The sequence below is a fragment of the Stenotrophomonas sp. 10N36 genome (assembly GCF_056395005.1).
In genome coordinates, this window is sequence record NZ_JBFTIS010000017.1 from 63,697 (window position 1) to 84,070 (window position 20,374).

At 66.6% G+C, this 20,374-nt stretch carries 17 protein-coding genes; 13 read left to right on the forward strand and 4 right to left on the reverse strand.

Going from position 1 to position 20,374, the window contains the following annotated elements:
* Positions 1–54 precede the first annotated feature (54 nt).
* Together AC1DCJ_RS15990 and AC1DCJ_RS15995 are read left to right on the forward strand one after the other, a co-directional pair.
* On the forward strand, positions 55–402 hold the full coding sequence (locus AC1DCJ_RS15990) for a hypothetical protein (protein WP_313426241.1): 348 nt from the start codon (positions 55–57) through the stop codon (positions 400–402).
* Between the two features lie 34 nt (positions 403–436).
* Positions 437–2,530: a prolyl oligopeptidase family serine peptidase gene (locus tag AC1DCJ_RS15995; protein ID WP_478071377.1), complete on the forward strand. Its 2,094-nt coding sequence runs from the start codon at positions 437–439 to the stop codon at positions 2,528–2,530.
* Positions 2,531–2,859: 329 nt separating this feature from the next.
* On the opposite strand, the gene AC1DCJ_RS16000 is transcribed toward AC1DCJ_RS15995, so the two are convergent.
* From AC1DCJ_RS16000 to AC1DCJ_RS16010, 3 genes are all read right to left on the reverse strand, one after another.
* A complete protein-coding gene (locus AC1DCJ_RS16000) occupies positions 2,860–3,546 on the reverse strand; it encodes a hypothetical protein (RefSeq protein ID WP_478071378.1) in 687 nt (228 codons plus the stop codon).
* A gap of 172 nt (positions 3,547–3,718) precedes the next feature.
* Entirely contained in the window at positions 3,719–4,411 is a 693-nt protein-coding gene (locus AC1DCJ_RS16005) for a hypothetical protein (protein WP_478071379.1), read from the reverse strand.
* 136 nt (positions 4,412–4,547) lie between these two features.
* Complete coding sequence (locus tag AC1DCJ_RS16010; RefSeq protein WP_478071380.1) at positions 4,548–5,735, reverse strand: pyridoxal phosphate-dependent aminotransferase; 1,188 nt, start codon at positions 5,733–5,735, stop codon at positions 4,548–4,550.
* A gap of 113 nt (positions 5,736–5,848) precedes the next feature.
* On the opposite strand from AC1DCJ_RS16010, the gene AC1DCJ_RS16015 reads away from it, so the two are divergent.
* The 8 genes from AC1DCJ_RS16015 (at position 5,849) to hslU (ending at position 13,386) form a co-directional block, all read left to right on the forward strand.
* A complete protein-coding gene (locus AC1DCJ_RS16015) occupies positions 5,849–7,966 on the forward strand; it encodes a S9 family peptidase (RefSeq protein WP_137190406.1) in 2,118 nt (705 codons plus the stop codon).
* 77 nt (positions 7,967–8,043) lie between these two features.
* Entirely contained in the window at positions 8,044–8,463 is a 420-nt protein-coding gene (locus AC1DCJ_RS16020) for a YbaN family protein (RefSeq protein ID WP_038686160.1), read from the forward strand.
* Positions 8,464–8,638: 175 nt separating this feature from the next.
* Positions 8,639–8,878, forward strand: a complete 240-nt coding sequence (lptM, locus tag AC1DCJ_RS16025) for an LPS translocon maturation chaperone LptM (RefSeq protein WP_038686161.1) — start codon at positions 8,639–8,641, stop codon at positions 8,876–8,878.
* The gene (gene dapF, locus AC1DCJ_RS16030) at positions 8,871–9,722 is read left to right on the forward strand and encodes a diaminopimelate epimerase (protein WP_478071381.1); all 852 of its coding nucleotides are present in this window, start codon (positions 8,871–8,873) and stop codon (positions 9,720–9,722) included. Before lptM ends, dapF begins: the two co-directional genes overlap by 8 nt.
* Positions 9,719–10,396 carry a DUF484 family protein gene (locus AC1DCJ_RS16035; RefSeq protein WP_137190405.1) on the forward strand — a complete coding sequence of 226 codons (678 nt, stop codon included), beginning with the start codon at positions 9,719–9,721 and terminating at the stop codon, positions 10,394–10,396. Before dapF ends, AC1DCJ_RS16035 begins: the two co-directional genes overlap by 4 nt.
* Before the next feature lie 19 nt (positions 10,397–10,415).
* The gene (xerC, locus tag AC1DCJ_RS16040) at positions 10,416–11,306 is read left to right on the forward strand and encodes a tyrosine recombinase XerC (RefSeq protein ID WP_314403764.1); all 891 of its coding nucleotides are present in this window, start codon (positions 10,416–10,418) and stop codon (positions 11,304–11,306) included.
* Positions 11,307–11,397: 91 nt separating this feature from the next.
* Entirely contained in the window at positions 11,398–11,949 is a 552-nt protein-coding gene (gene hslV, locus AC1DCJ_RS16045) for an ATP-dependent protease subunit HslV (RefSeq protein ID WP_019183676.1), read from the forward strand.
* A gap of 60 nt (positions 11,950–12,009) precedes the next feature.
* Positions 12,010–13,386, forward strand: a complete 1,377-nt coding sequence (gene hslU, locus AC1DCJ_RS16050; protein WP_038686167.1) for an ATP-dependent protease ATPase subunit HslU — start codon at positions 12,010–12,012, stop codon at positions 13,384–13,386.
* Positions 13,387–13,851: 465 nt separating this feature from the next.
* On the opposite strand, the gene AC1DCJ_RS16055 is transcribed toward hslU, so the two are convergent.
* The gene (locus AC1DCJ_RS16055) at positions 13,852–14,376 is read right to left on the reverse strand and encodes a TetR family transcriptional regulator (protein ID WP_478071382.1); all 525 of its coding nucleotides are present in this window, start codon (positions 14,374–14,376) and stop codon (positions 13,852–13,854) included.
* 232 nt (positions 14,377–14,608) lie between these two features.
* Between AC1DCJ_RS16055 and smeD the strand changes: the two genes are divergently transcribed.
* Genes smeD through AC1DCJ_RS16070 form a run of 3 tightly spaced genes read left to right on the forward strand, consistent with a single transcriptional unit; the run spans position 14,609 to position 20,369 of the window.
* Positions 14,609–15,784, forward strand: coding sequence for a multidrug efflux RND transporter periplasmic adaptor subunit SmeD (gene smeD, locus AC1DCJ_RS16060; RefSeq protein WP_478071383.1), 1,176 nt, complete (start codon positions 14,609–14,611; stop codon positions 15,782–15,784).
* A 12-nt stretch (positions 15,785–15,796) separates the two neighbouring features.
* Positions 15,797–18,985 carry a multidrug efflux RND transporter permease subunit SmeE gene (gene smeE, locus AC1DCJ_RS16065; protein ID WP_428711981.1) on the forward strand — a complete coding sequence of 1,063 codons (3,189 nt, stop codon included), beginning with the start codon at positions 15,797–15,799 and terminating at the stop codon, positions 18,983–18,985.
* Complete coding sequence (locus AC1DCJ_RS16070; RefSeq protein WP_141059437.1) at positions 18,978–20,369, forward strand: efflux transporter outer membrane subunit; 1,392 nt, start codon at positions 18,978–18,980, stop codon at positions 20,367–20,369. The genes smeE and AC1DCJ_RS16070 overlap by 8 nt, the downstream gene beginning before the upstream one ends.
* The last annotated feature ends 5 nt before the right edge of the window (positions 20,370–20,374 follow it).

The window sequence follows — 20,374 nt, forward strand, 5'->3', positions numbered from 1 at the left end:
CGGTGAGATGGTGGCACGGCAAGGTGACGCATCACTTTCGCACGGAGTCGTGTCATGTCCTTGTCGTCGTCGCGTCATACCCCGCGTTCACAGGCCGCCGCACGCCTGGCCAGCACCCCCGATCCGCAGGTGCTGCGCGGCGTCCGGCAGGCCGCCCTGGCCGGGCTGGCCCTGGTGCTGGTGTGGCCGGCGGCACGCGGCAGCAGCGAATGGCTGGGCTGGCTGCCCCTGTGGCTGGTGGGCATGCCGTGGCTGGCCTGGTGGAGCCTCTACCGGTTCCGCCTGCCAACGGCGCTGCTGCGCCGCCGCGGCACGGGCCGTCGCCGCGGCCCGCAGGCCCGCCGCCGCACCCGCGTGGCGCGCCCTGACCTTCGACACGGGAGCGCCGGCCGGGCGGTGTGATAGCGTCCGGGACTTATGTCCGCTTGGAGCTGCAATGTCCAAAATCGCTTCCGCCTGCCTGATGGCAGGCCTGATCACCGCCGGTGCGGTAGGTACTGCCATGGCTGCTGAGACGCCCGCCGACCCGTACGCGTGGCTCGAAGACGTGACCGGCGACAAGTCGCTGGACTGGGTCAAACAGCAGAATGCCAAGTCGGAGGGCCGCCTGGCCCAGACCCCGGCGTTCAAGCAGATGGAAGCCAGCATCCGCGAGGTGCTCGATTCGGACGCCAAGATTCCCGGCGTGCAGAAGATCGGTGACTACTACTACAACTTCTGGAAGGACAAGCAGCACGAGCGCGGCCTGTGGCGCCGCACCACGCTGGCCGAGTACCGCAAGGCCTCGCCGACCTGGGAAACCGTGCTCGACCTGGATGCCCTGAACAAGGCCGAGGGTGAGAACTGGGTCTGGCACGGCGCCGACTGCCTGCGCCCGGACTATTCGCGCTGCCTGATCGCGCTGTCGCGCGGCGGCGCCGATGCCGATGTCACCCGCGAGTTCGACCTGGCCAACAAGACCTGGATCAAGGACGGCTTCTTCCGCCCCGAATCCAAGGGCGGGCTGAACTGGATCGACCGCGACACGGTGTTCGTCTACACCGATTTCGGCACCGGCACCATGACCACCTCCGGCTACCCGCGCGTGGCCAAGCTGTGGAAGCGCGGCACGCCGATGGCCAGCGCCAGCGTGGTGTACGAAGGCAAGCCCGATGACATGTACATCGCGGCCATGCACGACGACACCCCCGGCTACGAGCGCAACCTGGTCAGCCGCACGCTGGCCTTCTACAACAACGAGGTCTACCTGCGCGGCGACGACGGCACGCTGACCAAGATCGACGCACCGAACTCGGCCGAGAAGGGCCTGCACAAGCAGTGGCTGACCCTGGAGCTGCGCGATGCGTGGACGGTGGGCGGCAAGACCTACACCGCCGGTTCGCTGCTGGTCACCAAGCTGGACGATTACCTGGCCGGCAAGCGCGACTTCGAGGTGCTGTTCGCGCCCACCGACACCACCTCGCTGGCGGGCAGCAGCTGGACGAAGAACCATCTGGTGCTCAACGTGCTGGATGACGTGAAGAGCCGCCTGAGCGTGCTCACCCCGACCGACAGCGGCTGGAAGAAGAGCGACTTCACCGGCGCGCCGTCGTTCGGCACCGTGGCCGTGGGTGCGGTGGATGCCGATGACAGCGACGCGGTGTGGATGACCGTCACCGACTACCTGACCCCGACCACGCTGGCCATTGCCGAGATCGGCAAGCAGCCGGAAGTGCTCAAGACCATGCCGGCGTTCTTCAATGCCGAGGGCAAGGTGATCGAGCAGCACTTCGCCACCAGCAAGGACGGCACCCGCGTGCCGTACTTCGTGGTGCATGCCAAGGACATGAAGCGGGATGGCTCCAACCCGACGCTGCTGTACGGCTACGGTGGCTTCGAGATCTCGCTGACCCCGTCGTACTCGGGCGGCATGGGCCGGGCGTGGTTGGAGAAGGGCGGTGTGTACGTGGTGGCCAACATCCGCGGCGGTGGCGAGTACGGCCCGCGCTGGCACCAGGCGGCGCTGAAGCAGAACCGGCACAAGGCCTATGAAGACATGGCCGCGGTCGCCCGCGACCTGGTGAGCCGCAAGATCACCTCGGCCAAGCACCTGGGCGTGCAGGGCGGCAGCAACGGTGGCCTGCTCACCGGCAACATGCTCACCCAGTACCCGGAGCTGTTCGGGGCAGTGGTGGTGCAGGTGCCGCTGCTGGACATGAAGCGTTACAGCCACCTGTTGGCCGGCGCATCCTGGATGGCCGAATACGGCAATCCGGACACGGCCGACTGGGAGTTCATCAAGACCTTCTCGCCGTACCACCTGTTCGATGCGAAGAAGACCTACCCGCCGGTGCTGTTCACGACATCCACCCGTGACGATCGGGTGCATCCGGGCCATGCTCGCAAGATGGCCGCGAAGATGATCGAAGCGGGCAAGGACGTGACCTACTACGAGAATATCGAGGGCGGTCACGGCGGCGCGGCCAACAATGCGCAGGCCGCGCACATGTCGGCATTGGCCTATAGCTTCCTGTGGGAACAGTTGCGGTAGAGTCGAGCGTTGCTCGACTGCTGGGATGGCCCATCGGCCCGGTAGCCGCAGGAATTCACCGAAGGCCGCTTCGGTCCGCCTCCGGGTGGTGGGGCGTCAGGTTGGCTCCACCCCATTTCGACGCCGCGCAGAGATGCGCGGCGTTTTTTTGGTTGTTGTGCCACTGGCGGGCCCAAAACAACAGCAGTTTGCGCATGGCTTTACGGGCGTCCCTGGCTTCCTGGAGGCACGGTGGCAACGGTCCCGCGCCGGACCCGTCTGTACCGCCGTGCCCGCTTTACCTGAAGAATTCGGGAGCGTGCGCCTGATTCACGCTCTTCGCGTCATGGCTACGGGCTCTGAAGAATCTTCACCGCGAACGCGGCCAGCCCGGAATGAGGCTCAATGGCAAGGTTCCCATATGAATCGTCGGAGATGCTGAAGGGCTGTGGCACCGACTCGTCGATCTCGACGGGACTCATGGCGTCGGTGGCGATGGTGTAGATGTAAACCAGCGTGCCCCTGGGTGGCAGCCCGTCTGCCTCGGACGCGGTCAAACCTTTCGTCGGCTCCAGTGAAGGCAGCTCGGCGTAACCGATCAAGCGGTCATTATCGAGGATGCGCCATTCGATGACGGTCGCGTCGCCGGGTGCATGCGGCCGTTTGGGTGGCCTGGCGATGTCCTTGAGCCCGTCGACGGAGGCGACCACATACGCCGCGTTGCTGAGATCGAGCAAGACCCACTGCCGATTCGGACTAACTCGAAAGCCGAAAATCGTTCCATTGGCCGGTGCCGGCCTGATCAACTGATCGCTTGCATCCACAATGCGTGCTTCCGCTGAACCCGGCGCGCGCAGCCTGAACGGCAGCGGCTCGCGCTTCCCGATTGGCGACGATGTTTGCTCCAGCGGCAGCGCAATAAGCTTGTAGTGGCCTGCTTTTTGTTCCGCTGATACCGTTGAGCAAGCCGCCAACTCAGGGGTGCAGGAAAACACGAGCAGCGCGCCGACCAGGGTGAGATTGTGCAGCAGCTTCATGAGTTGCGCCTCAGATCTTCAAGCAATGCACTGGCAACGGTCCTGCGCCCGATCCACCTGTGCCGCCGTGCGCGACAAGGTGAAAAGTGCCATGAACTTCTTCTCGTCCACGTCAATGGATACCTCGGATCAGCCAGGAGCGCGCGCCTGATTCATGCTCCTCGTGTCATGGCTACGGGATCTGAAGGATCTTCAGCCCGAAGGCGGCCAGCCCAGAATGAGGCTCAATGGCAAGGTTCCCATACGAATCGTCGGAGATGCTGAAGGGCTGTGGCACCGACTCGTCGATCTCGACGGGACTCATGGCGTCGGTGGCGATGGTGTAGATGTAAACCAGCGTGCCCCTGGGTGGCAGCCCGTCTGCCTCGGAGGCGGTCAAGCCTTTCGTCGGCTTGAGCGAAGGCAACTGTGCGTAACCGATCAGGCGATCATCATCGAGGGGGAGCCATCTGAAACCAGTGGCGTCGGCGGCTGCAGCGGGCTGTATCGGTGGCTTGGCAATGTCCTTGAGTCTGTCGACAGAGGCGACCGTATAGTCCGCATCGCCGAAATACAGCAGGACCCATTGCCGCTTTGGGCTAACCTTCATCTCAGCGATTGATCGGCCCTTGGGTGCTCGTCTGATCTCGTTCCCGCCCTTGTCGACAATGTGTGCGCGGGATGAGTTAGGCGCAACAAGCCTGAGTGGTGGTGGCTCGCGCTTCGGAGGGTGAGGAGGCGGCTCGACCAGCGGTACCGCGACCAGCCTGTAGCGAACCACCTGCGTTTCTGGTGGCGTTGGTGCGGGACCCGCTGTAGCCAACTCAGAGGTGCAGGCAGACACAAGCAGCGCGGCGACCAGGGTGAGATTGTGCAGCAGCGTCATGCGTTGCACCTCATTGACGCTAATGGCTCCAACTGCGCCGCCGCACTCGTACGCTGTAACAGTGTGGGGAGGCCATTGACCGTATTGGTGAGTGCGTTTGCAAAGCGACGGTTGAAGTAGTTGCGGGCCGTAGCGGTCACCTCACCCACGTCTCCAACCCACGCCGGATCCGTGCCACGGCTTCTTCCAGGCGCGGTACTTCCTGCGTATAGGCCAGTCGCACGTGCGCGTTGGCGCGGTAGTGTCCGAAATCCAGCCCGGGCGTAAAGGCCACGTGCTGGGTTTCCAGGAAGTGCGCGCAGAACGCCTGCGCGTCATCGGTGAACGCGCTGACGTCGCAGTACAGGTAGAAGGCGCCTTCAGGCTCCACCTCGATGCGGAAACCCAGGGCGCGCAGCGCCGGCAGCAGGTAGTCGCGGCGCTCGCGGAAGGCCGCGCGGCGGTGTTCGAAGATGGCCATGCTTTCCGGGGTGAAGCAGGCCAGGGCGGCATGCTGGGCAATGCTGGAGGCGCTGATGTACAGGTTCTGCGCCAGCTTCTCCAGGTCCGGTACCGCCTGCGGTGGGGCGACCAGCCAGCCCAGCCGCCAGCCGGTCATGCCGTAGTACTTGGAGAAGCTGTTAAGCACGAAGGCCTCGTCGTCCACCTGCAGCACGCTGGCCGCGTCCATGCCGTAGGTGAGGCCGTGGTAGATCTCATCCACCACCAGGTGGCCGCCCCGCGCCTTCAACGACTGCGACAACCCGGCCAGCTGGGGCGCGGACAGTACCGTGCCGGTCGGGTTGGCCGGCGAGGCCACCAGCGCGCCTACGCTGGCCGCGTTCCAGTGCTGCTCGATCAGCGCCGGGGTGAGCTGGTAGGCCGTCTGCGGGCCCACCGGCACCAGTTGCGCGGCGCCCTCGACCAGGCGCAGGAAGTGGCGGTTGCACGGATAGCCGGGGTCGGCCAGCAGCCAGTGCTTGTCCGGGTCCACCAGCAGGCTGCTGGCCAGCAGCAGCGCGCCCGAGCCGCCGGGCGTGACCAGGATGCGCTCGGGGTCGATCTGCAGCTGGTACCGCTGCTGGTAGAACCCGGCGATGGCCTCGCGCAGCGCGGGCAGCCCGCGCGCGGCGGTGTAGCGGGTGTGGCCGGCGGCCAGGGCGGCCTGGCCGGCCTGCACGATCGGCGCGGCGGTGGTGAAATCCGGCTCGCCGATCTCCAGGTGGATCACGTCGTGCCCGGCCTGCTCCAGCGCCTGCGCGCGGGCCAGCAGCGACATCACGTGGAAGGGTTCGATTTCCTGGCTGCGGCGGCTGTAGGCGGCCGTGGGGGTAGGGGTGCTCATGCTGCCGATGATAGGTGCAGTGACCATCGGCAGGCTTGCCGCTGCCCCAACGCCCGCCCAGACTGGGGCCGACCATGGACGCCATTGCATTCCCCCGTAAGGAGCCTTATCTCGTGAAACCCGCCCTTTGTTTACTGGTTGCCAGCCTGATGACCTCCAACGTGCATGCCGCCCCCGCGCTCACCCCGCCCGACGCCGAGAAGCAGCCGCACACGGTCAAGGCGCCGTTCGGCGCGACCCGCAACGACGACTACTACTGGCTGCGCGACGACAAGCGCGAAGATCCGAAGATGCTGGCCTACCTGAATGCGGAGAACGCCTACACCGACCAGGTGGTGGCGCCGCTCAAGCCGCTCGAGGACACCCTGTACAAGGAGATCGTGGCGCGCATCAAGCAGGACGATGCCAGCGTGCCCGCGCGTGATCGCGGCTACTGGTATTACACCCGCTTCGAGACCGGCAAGGATTACCCGATCCAGGCACGGCGCAAAGGCAGCATGGAGGCGCCCGAAGAGATCCTGCTGGACATCAACGTGATGGCCGAGGGCAAGAACTACTTCGATGTCGGCGATGCCGATGTCAGTCAGGACAACCACCTGCTGGCCTGGGCCGAAGACGATGTCGGCCGCCGCCAGTACGTGATCCGTTTCAAGGACCTGCGCACCGGCCAGGTGCTGCCGGACCGCATCGAGAACGTGTCGCCCAACGTGGTCTGGGCCGACGACAACCGCACTCTGTTCTACGTCGAGAATGATCCGGAAACCCTGCTCACCGTGCGCGTCAAAAAGCACGTGCTGGGCACCCCGGCCAGCAGCGACGTGCTGGTGTACGAAGAGAAGGACGACAGCTTCTACATGGGCGTCGGCCGCACCCGCGACGACAAGTTCCTCACCATCGAACTGCACAGCACGGTCAGCTCGGAAACCCGTTACGCCCCGGCCGCCAACCCGCAGGCATTCACCCTGCTGGCGCCGCGTGCGCGCGATGTGGAATACGACGCCGACCACTTCAACGGCCGCTGGGTGATCCGCACCAACGATGCCGGCGCGAAGAACTTCAAGATCGTCACCGCGCCCACCGATGCCACCGCGCGCACGCAGTGGACCGACTGGGTGGCCCATGACGATGCGGTGCTGGTGGAAGGGTTCGAGCTGTTCGACGGCTTCAGTGCGATCGCCGAGCGTTCCAATGGCCTGGAGCGCATCCGCCTGCTGTATCCCGATGGTCGCCAGGACTACGTCAAGGCCGACGAGCCGGCCTACTCGATGGGCCTGGCCGCCAATCCCGAGCCGGACAGCCCGTGGCTGCGCTACGCCTACAACTCGCTGACCACCCCGACCACCACCTACGAGCTCAACACCGTTACCGGTGAGCGTCGCCAGCTCAAGCAGCAGCCGGTGATCGGCTACGACCCGGGCAAGTACACCACCGAGCGGGTCTGGGTGACCGCGCGCGACGGAGCCAAGGTGCCGGTGTCGCTGGTGTACCGCAACGGTTTCAAGAAGGACGGCACCGCGGCGCTGTACCAGTACGCCTACGGCAGCTACGGCATGTCGATGGACCCCGGTTTCAACCAGACCGTGGTGAGCCTGCTCGACCGCGGCGTGGTCTATGCCATCGCGCATATCCGCGGCGGCGAGGAAATGGGACGTGCGTGGTACGAGGACGGCAAGCTGCTGAAGAAGCAGAACACCTTCAACGACTTCGTCGATGTCACCCGCGAGCTGGTGCGCCTGGGCTATGCGTCCAAGGACCGCGTGGCCGCGTCCGGCGGCAGCGCCGGCGGCCTGCTGATGGGCGCGGTGGCCAACCAGGCCCCGCAGGATTACCGGGTGATGGTGGCGCAGGTGCCGTTCGTGGACGTGGTCACCACCATGCTCGACGCCAGCATCCCGCTGACCACCAACGAGTACGACGAGTGGGGCAACCCGGAGCAGCGCGAGTACTACGACTACATGCTCGGCTACTCGCCCTACGACAACGTCAAGAAGCAGGCCTACCCGGCGCTGTTCGTCGGCACCGGGCTGTGGGATTCGCAGGTGCAGTACTGGGAGCCGGCCAAGTGGGTGGCCAAGCTGCGCGATGACAACACCGGCACCCATCCGATCGTGTTCCGCACCAACATGGAGGCCGGGCACGGCGGCAAGTCCGGGCGTTTCCAGCGCTACCACGAGCTGGCCGAATCGTATGCGTTCGTGCTCGACCAGCTGGGCGTGACCGCCGCCCCGTAATGCCGGCCTCGGGCCGGCAACCCGCCCTCCGGACGGCGACCATCGCGGTCGTCGTCCGGCCTCGCTATGCTGGGCACATGACCGTGCCCGAACGCCCCGACGTTGCCGATGCCCCTGCCACGCGGCCACCGGTGCGGTTCCGCTGGGCATGGTGGCTGCTGGCCTATGCCAGCCTGGCCACCGGCATCGTCGGCATCTTCGTGCCGGGCCTGCCCACCACCGTGTTCATCCTGATCTCGGCCTGGGCCGCCTCGCGCGGCTCCGAGCGTCTGCACACCTGGCTGCTGCAGCATCCGCGCTTTGGCCCCTCCATCCGCAACTGGCAGGCCCACGGCGCGGTCAGCCGCTACGCCAAGTGGATGGCCACCCTGACCATGGCGGTCTGCGCCGGCATCATGCTCTGGTGCGTGCCGATCGCGTGGGTGAAGTGGTTCTCCATCGGCAGCATGGCGGCGGTGGCGATCTGGCTGTGGAGCCGCCCACTGCCACCCCGGTAGCGCCGGCCGCTGGCCGGCAACCACGCATGCACTGAAGGACACACGGGCTGCCGGCCGCTGGCCGGCAATCGCATGACCCTGGCATCGTGAGCAGCCGACCCGCAGCCGGCACCCCCATGGCCGCGTTCATCGAATCGATACCCTCGGTCAAAGAACCCACGGCTATACTCGGGCCATGAGCATCCCCCATCGCAACCGAATCCTGATTCCGTTGGCAGCGGCCTCGCTGCTTCTCCTTGCCGCCTGCGGCAACAAAGGCCCGCTTGTGCTGCCGCAGAAGCCGGTGCCGGTCGAAGAAATCGCCGAGCCGGCCGTCGATGAGACCACCCCGGCGGCCGTGGATGACACCAACAACCCGCCGGTGGTGCCCGATCCGGTCGACGCGCCGCTGAAGTCCGAAAATGGTAATGACTAAGGCCGCCTCCACGGCGCTGCGCTTCAGCAAGATGCACGGCGCCGGCAATGATTTCGTCGTCCTGGACCTGCGTGACGGTACGCCCGCACCCACCCCGGCCCTGGCGGCCCGCCTGGCCGATCGCCATACCGGCGTCGGCTGCGACCAGATCCTCACCATCGAACCACCGCGCGCGGAAGGGTCGGTGGCGTCCTACCGCATCTGGAACGCCGACGGCTCGCAGTCCGAGCAGTGCGGCAATGGCGCCCGGTGCGTGGCCGCGTGGCTGGTGCGCGATGGCGCGGCCGGTCAGGACAGCTTCGCCATCGACAGCCCGCTGGCTACCCACACCATCGAGCGGCTGGGCAACGACCAGTACGCGGTGGCGATGGGCGTGCCGCGCTTCGAGCCGGCGCAGGTGCCGCTGCTGGGCTTTGCCCGTGCGCGCGATGAATACCTGCTGCCGTTGCAGGGCGATACGGTGCGCTTCGGCGCGGTGTCGATGGGCAACCCGCATGCGGTGATCGAAGTGGGCCTGATCGATGCCGCCCCGGTCGAACGCCTGGGCAACCTGCTGCAGCAGCACGCCACCTTCCCGCAGTCGGTGAATGTCGGCTTCGTGCAGGTGATCGACCCCCGCCATGCGCGCCTGCGCGTGTACGAGCGCGGCGTGGGGGAAACCCTGGCCTGCGGCAGCGGCGCCTGCGCGGCGGCGGTGGTGATGATGCAGCGTGGCCGCCTGGAGCGCGACGCCACGTTGTCGCTGCCCGGCGGCGAGCTGCGCCTGCGCTGGCCGGCCGACGACGCCCAGGTGGTGATGTCCGGCCCGGCAGCCTTCGTCTTTGAAGGGGAGTGGCACGCATGAACGAGACGGTCGAGAAGATCGGTGCGCACGAAGTCGCCGCCTGGCTGCGGCGGCATCCGGCGTTCCTCAAGCAGTTCCCGGACCTGGCGCTGACCATGGTGGTGCCGCGCGATGACGGCCCGACCGCGTCGCTGGCCAGCTACCAGCTGGACGTGCTGCGCGACAAGAACCGCGAGCTGTCGCGACGGCTCGCCGACCTGGCCGCCAACGCGCAGGTCAACGAACGCCTGGCCGTCCGCACCCATCAGCTGACCCTGGCGCTGATGAAGCAGACCACGGCCGCCGATACCCTGCGTGCCATGGCCGCCTCGCTGGAAGAAGACTTCGCCGGCGACAAGGTGCGCCTGGTGATGCTGCAGCCGGTTGCCGGGCTGGAGCAGGCGCCGTGGCTGCAGGTGATCCCGGCCGACAGCCCGCTGCTGGGGTCGTTCCGCGATTGCCTGGCCGATGGTGAGCCGATCTGCGGCCGCCTGCAGGCCGAGAAGAACACCGTGCTGTACGGCGCGCTCGCCGACACGGTGCAGTCCAGCGCATTGCTGCCGCTGCCGGGTGTCGGCCTGATCGCCGTGGGCAGCCACGATCCCAACCGTTTCTACCCGGGCATGGGCACGCTGTTCCTGCGCATGATGGGCGAAGCGCTGGCGGTCGGCCTGGCCCGCTTCACGCACGACTGAGGCCGACGTGGGCGCTGGCATGGGGGCCGCTGCGGAATTCCTCGCGCACCTGGAGGTGGAGCGGCGCATGTCGGTGCACACCCTGGATGCCTACCGCCGCGACCTGGACGCCTTGACCGGCTGGGCCAACGACCACGACGCGCGCATCGATGTGCTCGATGGCGAGCAGCTGCGCCAGTTCATCGCCGCCGAACACCGCCGCGGGCTCTCGCCCACGTCGCTGCAGCGTCGCCTGTCGGCGTGCCGCAGTTTCTATGCGTGGCTGCTCAAGCATCGCCGCATCGACGCCAGCCCCGCCGCGGGGCTCAAGGCGCCGAAGGCGCCGCGCAAGCTGCCGCAGGTGCTCGATGCCGACGAAGCCGTGCAGCTGGTGGAACTGCCCACCGACGGGCCGCTGGGCCTGCGTGACCGCGCGCTGCTGGAACTGTTCTATTCCTCCGGGCTGCGTCTGAGCGAGCTGTGCGCGCTGATCTGGCGTGACCTGGATTTCGCCACCGGGCTGGTCAACGTGCTGGGCAAGGGCAACCGCGAGCGGCGCGTGCCGTTCGGCTCGCACGCGCGCACCGCGCTGGAAGGCTGGCGTGGCGAGAGCGGCGGCAGCGACGCCCAACCGGTGTTCCCGGGCCGCAAGGGCGGGCCGATCAGCCAGCGCGCCATCCAGATCCGCATCCGCCAGCTGGCCCAGCGCCAGGGCCTGTTCAAGCATGTACACCCGCACATGCTGCGGCACAGTTTTGCCAGCCACATTCTGGAATCCTCCGGCGACCTGCGCGGCGTGCAGGAGCTGCTCGGGCATGCCGATATCGCCACCACGCAGATCTACACCCACCTGGATTTCCAGTACCTGGCCAAGGTCTACGACGCCGCGCACCCGCGCGCGAAGCGGCGCAAGAGCGGCAACGAAAGCTGAATCGATCCACTGCGTCACCGGGCCGCAGGGCAGGGTGGGTTGAAGCCCCCGGCAACGACCCCACCTCAGTCTCTGTCACCCCGGAGGCTCCATGGACCCCAGTCAGAACCCCAACGTATTTCACGCCACCACCATCATTTCGGTGCGCCGCAACGGTCATGTCGCGGTTGCCGGCGATGGCCAGGTCACGCTTGGCCACACGGTGATGAAGGGCAACGCCCGCAAGGTGCGCCGGCTGGGTCGCGAGGGCCAGGTCCTGGCCGGTTTCGCCGGTGCCGCCGCCGACGCCTTCACCCTGTTCGAGCTGTTCGAGGCCAAGCTTGAGAAGCACGGCCAGCTGCAGCGCGCCGCGGTGGAACTGGCCAAGGACTGGCGCACCGAGCGCCGCCTGGGCAAGCTCGAAGCGCTGCTGGCCGTGGCCGACAAGGACACCTCGCTGATCATCAGCGGCACCGGCGATGTGATCGAGCCGGAAGACGGCATCATCGCGATCGGTTCCGGCGGTTCCTACGCGTTGTCGGCCGCACGCGCGCTGATGGCACACACCGAACTGGATGCCCGCACCATCGCCACCGAGTCGATCAACATCGCCGGCGACATCTGCATCTACACCAATCGCAACGTGGTGGTCGAGGAACTGTAAGCCTAGTGCCGGCCGCTGGCCGGCAACCCCGACCCACCACATTCATTCGTGAGCACACCCATGCCGCACAAGATTGAAGTTTCGTCCGCCACCATGACCCCGCGCGAGATCGTGCAGGAACTGGACCGGCACATCGTGGGCCAGCACGACGCCAAGCGCGCGGTGGCCATCGCATTGCGCAACCGCTGGCGCCGCATGCAGCTGCCGGCCGAGCTGCGCAACGAAGTGATGCCCAAGAACATCCTGATGATCGGGCCGACCGGCGTCGGCAAGACCGAGATCGCGCGTCGCCTGGCCACGCTGGCCAACGCGCCGTTCGTGAAGGTGGAAGCCACCCGTTTCACCGAGGTCGGCTATGTGGGCAAGGACGTGGAGCAGATCATCCGCGACCTGGCCGACACGGCGGTCAAGCTGTACCGCGAGCAGGCCAAGGTGCGCGTGCGCACCCAGGCCGAGGAGCGCGCTGAAGACCGCATCCTGGACGCGCTGCTGCCGCGCCGCAGCGCGGGTATCGGTTTCGATGCCGAGGCCGCGCGCAACGAGCCGTCGGCGCAGGACAACGAAACCCGCATCAAGTTCCGCCGCATGCTCCGCAACGGTGAGCTGGACGAGCGCGAGATCGAGCTGGAAGTGTCGGCCAACGTCAGCATGGACATCATGACCCCGCCGGGCATGGAGGAAATGGGCCAGCAGCTGCGCCAGATGTTCTCGAGCATGGGCGGGGCGAAGGCGCAGAAGCGCACGCTGAGCATCAAGGCCGCGCGTCCGCTGCTGATCGAGGAAGAGGCGGGCAAGCTGGTCAACGAAGACGATATCCGCAGCGCGGCGATCGAGGCCTGCGAGCAGCACGGCATTGTGTTTATCGACGAGATCGACAAGGTGGCCAAGCGCGGTGAGGCCGGCTCATCCGGCGGCGATGTGTCGCGCGAGGGCGTGCAGCGCGATCTGCTGCCGCTGGTGGAAGGCTCCAATGTGTCGACCAAGTACGGCACGATCAAGACCGACCACATCCTGTTCATTGCCTCCGGTGCATTCCACCTGGCCAAGCCGAGCGATCTGATTCCGGAGTTGCAGGGTCGTTTCCCGATCCGGGTGGAGCTGGGCGCGCTGAGCAAGAACGATTTCGTGCGCATCCTGACCGAGCCGAAGGCGGCGCTGACCAAGCAGTACGAAGCGCTGCTGCAGACCGAAGGCGTGTCGATGAAGTTCACCGAGGACGCCGTGGACCGTCTGGCGGAGATCGCGTTCCAGGTGAACGAGCGCCAGGAAAACATCGGCGCCCGCCGCCTGCACACGGTGCTGGAGCGCCTGCTGGACACGCTCAGCTACGAAGCCCCGGACCGCGATGGCGAGACCATCAGCATCGACAAGGCTTACGTGGATGCGCACCTGGGCGAGCTGGTACAGGACCCGGACCTGAGCCGCTACATCCTGTAACGCATCACACCAGTCGGGTGGTAGGGAAGCGGCGGCGCGAAAGCGTCGCCGCTTTTTTTATCTCCACTGCAGTGGATCAAAAGCGGCCGCTACTCTGCCTTCGCTGGTTGGGTCGGGTGTGTGGGGGCTCGCGGGACACGCCGCAAGTACGTCCGTGTAGGCTCGTGAGCGCCATCCATGGCGCCCAACGGTCCCGCGAGCCCCCACACACCCGCCCTCGACACATTCCTGTCGCGCACAGAGAGAGCAACGGCACATCGAGACTTCAGGCCAACGAGGTGCTGCAAACGCGTCGCCTTGAACGAGAGAACGATTCTGCAAGAAGTAAAAGGATGTTCCAGCAAATCGCGCACGTTCGCTGTTGTGTTTCCCATGACCACCAGCCCAATGTCGAGGGTGGGGCGGTGTGGGTTCGCGGGACCGTTGGGCGCCATGGATGGCGCTCACGAGCCTCCAGGGATGGATTCACGGCGTGTCCCGCGAACCCACACTCACGATACGGGCCACCGTGTCCACGTCCACCCCCTCGCGCAACTGCCCCAACTCGCGCGCGCGCTGGAATGCCGCCGCGAAAATGCCCAGCTCCTCGCGCGATGCCTCCAACTGCAGCTCCTGCATCGCCTGGCTCTCCACCGACAGATCGTTGCGCAGCATGATCTCCATCATGTTGCGCAACCGCTCGTCATCGGCCAGCTCCTGGAACGACACCAGCAACGCCGACCGCAGATCCAGCACCGGCGTCGTGCGCTTGGACGACGTCGTCCGCCGCAACCGCTCGATGAACGGAATGCGCTCACGGTCGATCATCGCCGTCAGCACCTCCGTCTTGTTCTTGAAGTGCCAGTACACCGCCCCACGCGTATAGCCGGCGCGCGCACCGATCATCGCCAGGCTCGTCCCCGCCACCCCGAATTCATGGAAACAGGCCTGGGCCGCGTCGAGGATCCCCGCGCGGGTCGCCTGCGCCTCTTCTTTGGTCTTTCTGGCCATTGCGCTTTGCAGTTGCTGGATGAAACCGACCTGAATTGTACCCCTTTACAAACAAACATGCATGTATGTATATTTCCGTCCCACTGATCCCCGGTGAGGACCGCGCGTAGCCGCGCCAAAGCCGAAGCCGTCAGATTTGCCGTATTTGCCGACCTGTTGGCTGTCATTCGTCGCTTTTAAAGGCGGGGTAGTGCTGCAGGCGACCCTTTTTCGTTTCCTGTGAGCCCCCACCATGTCCCGAACCCCGTACCGTCTTCTCGCGCTGTCCCTCGCGATCGCCTTGACCGTGTCCGCCTGTGGCGGCGGTGAGCAGGAGGGGCCGCAGGGCGGCCCGGGCCAGGTCACCGTTGCCACCCTCAAGGGCGAACAGGTCAGCCTCACCCGCGAACTGCCCGGCCGCACCAACGCCTTCCTGGTCGCCGAAGTGCGCCCCCAGGTCAGCGGCATCGTCGCCAAGCGCCTGTTCACCGAAGGCGGCCTGGTCACCGCCGGCCAGCCCCTCTACCAGGTGGATGACGCCAGCTACCGCGCCCAGGCCAACAGCGCCCGCGCCCAGCTTGCCCGCGCCGACGCCACCGCCAACGCCGCGCGCCTGAGCGCCAAGCGCATCACCGAACTGGCCAAGGTCGACGCCGTCAGCAAGCAGGACCTGGAAAACGCCGTGGCCGCCCAGAAGCAGGCCGAGGCCGACGTGGGCGCCGCCAAGGCCGCCCTGGATGCCGCCAACGTCACCCTGGGCTACGCCCGCATCACCGCCCCGATCAGCGGCCGCATCGGCAAGTCCTCGGTCACCCAGGGCGCGCTGGTCAGCGCCGGCCAGGCCGACGCGCTTGCCACCGTGCAGCAGCTCGACCCGATCTATGTCGACCTCACCCAGTCGGCCAGCGAACTGCTGCAGATGCGCCGTGAACTGGCCAGCGGCCGCCTGCAGGACAACCAGACCCTGCCGGTCACCATCCTGCTCGACGACGGCACCGAGTTCGCCCACAAGGGAACCCTGGAGTTCTCCGAAGTCAGCGTCGACCCCACCACCGGCAGCTACGCGCTGCGGGTCAAGGTCGACAACCCCGACCAGGTGCTGATGCCCGGCATGTACGTGCGCGCCCAGGTCGGCAGCGGCGTGCGCGAAAACGGCATCCTCGTGCCCATGCAGGGCATCGCCCGCGATCCCAAGGGCGACACCACCGCCATGGTGGTCGGCAAGGACAACAAGGTCGAAGTGCGCCCGGTCAAGGTCAGCCGCGCGGTCGGCAGCAAGTGGCTGGTCGAAGACGGCCTGAAGCCGGGCGACAAGGTCATCGTTGAGGGCCTGCAGAAGATCCAGCCGGGCATGCCCGTGCAGGCCACCGAGATGGGCGCCGCGCCGGCCAAGCCGGCCACGCCGGCGGCGTCGGCCGACAAGCAGTAAGCGGAGAATCCAATGGCTCGTTATTTTATTGATCGCCCCATCTTCGCGTGGGTGATTGCGATCATCATCATGCTCGCCGGTGCGCTGGCCGTGGTGAAGCTGCCCGTGTCGATGTACCCCGAAGTGGCCCCGCCCGCCGTTGAAATCAGCGCTACCTACCCGGGTGCGTCGGCCAAGGTGGTGGAAGACTCGGTGACCCAGATCATCGAGCAGAACATGAAGGGCATCGATGGCCTGATCTACTTCTCCTCCAACAGCTCGGCCAACGGCCAGGCCACCATCACCCTCACCTTCGAGAGCGGGACCAACCCGGACATCGCGCAGGTGCAGGTGCAGAACAAGCTGCAGCTGGCCATGCCGCTGCTGCCGCAGGAAGTACAGCGGCAGGGCATCAACGTGGCCAAGTCGAGCAGCGGCTTCCTGCAGGTGATCGGCTTTGTGTCCAACGACGGCAGCATGGACGCCAACGACATCTCCGACTACGTCGGTTCCAATGTCGTGGACCCGCTCAGCCGCGTACCGGGCGTGGGCAACATCCAGGTGTTCGGTGGCAAGTACGCCATGCGCATCTGGCTGGACCCCAACAAGCTGCACACCTACAAGCTGTCGGTGGATGAAGTGACCGCGGCGATCACCGCGCAGAACGCGCAGGTCGCCATCGGCCAGCTCGGCGGTGCGCCGTCGGTGAAGGGCCAGCAGCTCAACGCCACCATCAACGCGCAGGACCGCCTGCAGACCCCGGAACAGTTCCGCAACATCCTGGTCCGCGGCGGCACCGACGGCAGCGAGCTGCGTCTGGGCGACGTTGCCCGCGTGGAACTGGGCGCGGAAAGCTACGACTTCGTCACCCGCTACAACGGCAAGCCGTCCACCGGTATCGCCATCACCCTGGCCACCGGCGCCAACGCGCTGGACACCGCCAACGGCGTGCGCGCCGCGCTGGAGGACATGAAGTCCAACTTCCCGGCCGGGCTGGAATCGGTGGTGCCGTATGACACCACGCCGTTCGTGCAGGTCTCGATCAAGGGCGTCATCAAGACCCTGATCGAAGCGATCGTGCTCGTGTTCGTGGTGATGTACCTGTTCCTGCAGAACTTCCGCGCCACCCTGATCCCGACCATCGCGGTACCGGTGGTGTTGCTGGGTACGTTCGGCATCCTGGCCGCGCTTGGCTTCTCGATCAACATGCTGACCATGTTCGCCATGGTGCTGGCGATCGGCCTGTTGGTCGATGACGCCATCGTGGTGGTGGAGAACGTCGAACGCATCATGTCCGAAGAGGGCCTGTCACCGCTGGAGGCCACCCGCAAGTCGATGGGGCAGATCACCGGCGCGCTGGTGGGTATCGGCCTGGTGCTGTCGGCGGTGTTCGTGCCGATGGCCTTCATGAGCGGTGCCACCGGCGTCATCTACCGGCAGTTCTCGGCCACCATCGTGTCGGCCATGGCGTTGTCGGTGCTGGTGGCCATCGTGCTCACCCCGGCGCTGTGCGCCACCATGCTCAAGCCGCTGAAGAAGGGCGAGCACCATGTGGCGCACAAGGGCTGGTCGGGCCGGTTCTTCGGCGGCTTCAACCGCGGCTTCGACCGCTCCAGCGAAACCTACCAGCGCGGCGTCAAGGGCATCCTGGCCCGGCCGTGGCGCTTCATGTCGATCTTCGCCGTGCTGGCACTGGTGATGGGCCTGCTGTTCATGCGCCTGCCCAGCTCGTTCCTGCCCAACGAAGACCAGGGCATCCTGATGGCGCTGGTGCAGACTCCGGTCGGCGCTACCCAGGAACGCACCCTGGAAGCGATGTACCAGCTGGAAGAACACTTCCTGAAGAATGAAACCGAGGCGGTCGAATCGGTGTTCTCGGTGCAGGGCTTCAGCTTCGCCGGCATGGGCCAGAACGCGGGCATGTCCTTCATCAAGCTCAAGGACTGGAAGGAGCGCGACGCCGACCAGGGCGTGGGTCCGATCACCGGCCGCGCGATGGGCGCACTGGGCCAGATCAAGGACGCCTTCATCTTCGCCTTCCCGCCGCCGGCCATGCCGGAGCTGGGCATCGGCTCGGGCTACACCTTCTTCCTGAAGGACACCAGCGGGCAGGGCCACGAAGCACTGCTCAACGCACGCAACCAGCTGCTGGGCGGCGCAGGCGGCAGCAAGCTGCTGGCCAACGTGCGTCCCAACGGCCAGGAAGACACCCCGCAGCTGCGCATCGACGTGGACGTGGAGAAGGCCAATGCGCTGGGCCTGTCGGTGGCCTCGATCAACAACACCCTGGCCACCGCGTGGGGCAGCAGCTACATCGATGACTTTATCGACCGTGGCCGGGTCAAGCGCGTGTACGTGCAGTCCGATGCGGATTTCCGCATGAACCCGGACGACTTCAACGTGTGGTCGGTGAAGAACAGCCAGGGCGAGATGGTGCCGTTCAGTGCCTTCGCCTCCAAGCGCTGGGACTACGGTTCGCCGCGCCTGGAGCGCTACAACGGTGTGTCGGCCATGGAAATCCAGGGCGAACCGGCCCCGGGCGTGGCCTCGGGCGATGCCATGGTGGAAATCGAGCGTATCGCCAAGGACCTGCCGCCGGGCTTCGAGATCGAGTGGACCGCGTTGTCCTACCAGGAACGCCAGGCCGGTTCGCAGACGCCGCTGCTGTACACGCTGTCGCTGCTGATCGTGTTCCTGTGCCTGGCCGCGTTGTATGAAAGCTGGAGCGTGCCGACCTCGGTGCTGCTGGTGGCCCCGCTGGGCATCCTCGGCGCAGTGCTGGCCAACACCATGCGTGGGATGGAACGCGACATCTACTTCCAGGTGGCCATGCTCACCACGGTGGGCCTGACCAGCAAGAACGCGATCCTGATCGTGGAGTTCGCCAAGGAAAACCTGGAGAAGGGTGCTGGCCTGATCGAGGCCACCATGCATGCCGTGCGCGACCGTCTGCGCCCGATCATCATGACCTCGCTGGCCTTCGGCCTGGGCGTGCTGCCGCTGGCGATCGCCTCCGGTGCCGGTTCGGGCGCGCAGCGCGCGATCGGTACCGGCGTGCTCGGCGGCATGGTGGTGGGCACCGTGCTGGGCGTGTTCTTCATCCCGCTGTTCTTCGTGGTGGTGCAGCGCCTGTTCAACCGCAAGCTGCGCGCGGCCGAGGCATCCCCGCAGGCCGGCACGCAACACAACGGCGATACGCCGGAAGGTGGCAATCATGAGTAAGGCATCCTCCCTGTTGGCCCTCGCCGTGGCTGCGGCGCTGTCCGGCTGCGCCACGCTGGTGCCGTCCAGCACCGAGGTCGCGCCGGCGATCCCGGCGCAGTGGCCAGCCGCCACCAGCGGCACGTCCTCGGCCACCGTCGAGGTGGCCGACATCGGCTGGCGCGATTTCTTCGTCGATCCGCGCCTGCAGGCGGTGATCGCCCAGTCGCTGGACAACAACCGCGACCTGCGCGTGGCCGTGCTCAACGTCGAAAAGGCGCGGGCGCAGTACCGCATCCAGCGCGCCGACCGCGTGCCTGCGGTCGGCGTGCAGGGGCAGATGACCCGCACCGGTGGCGATGCCCCGGTGACCGAGCAGTTCAGCGCGAACCTGGGTGTGGTCGAGTTCGAGCTGGACCTGTTCGGCCGCGTCCGCAACCTGAGCCAGGCGGCGTTGCAGCAGTACTTCAGCGAGGCGGCCAACCGGCGCAGCGCGCAGCTCAGCCTGGTGGCCGAAGTGGCCAATGCCTGGCTGACCCTGGGCGCGGACAACGAACAGCTGCGCATCGCCCAGGCCACCCTGGCCAGCTACGAAGACTCGCTGCGGCTTGCCGAGGCGCGTCATCAGCTGGGCGGCGCGTCGTCGCTGGAACTCAGCCAGACGCGTACGCTGGTGGAAACCGCACGCACCGACGTGGCCCGCTTTGCCGGGCAGGTGGCGCAGGACCGCAACGCGCTGGTGCTGCTGGCCGGTGGTCCGGTCGATGACACCTTGTTGCCGGCGACCGAAGTGACCGAGATCGCGGCGGTACGCCCGCTGCCGGCCGGCGTTCCCGGCGAGGTGCTGCTGCGCCGTCCCGACGTGATGGCCGCCGAGCACACGCTGTTGTCGGCCAATGCCAACATCGGTGCGGCCCGTGCGGCGTTCTTCCCGTCGATCAGCCTGACCGGCAGCATCGGCTCGGCGTCCTCGGAGCTGTCCAACCTGTTCGACAGCGGCACCCGTGCCTGGAGCTTCGTGCCGACGCTGAACCTGCCGATCTTCCAGGGCGGCAAGCTGCGCGCCAATCTGGGCGTGGCCACCGCCAACCGCGATATCGCGCTGGCGCAGTACGAAAAGGCCATCCAGTCCGGCTTCCGCGAGGCGGCCGATGCATTGGCGCTCAACGACAGCCTGGATGCGCAGCTGGCCTCGCAGCAGGCCCTGATGGCGGCGGCCACGCAGGCGCAGACGCTGTCGCAGGCACGCTACGACGCGGGGCTGGACAGCTTCGTGACCCTGCTGGATGCGCGGCGCACCGCCTATACCGCGCGCAAGTCGCTGGTCAGCACCCAGCTGGCGCAGCAGTCCAACCAGGTCGCGCTGTACAAGGTGCTGGGCGGCGGCTGGCACGAGCGCGGCTGAGCCGG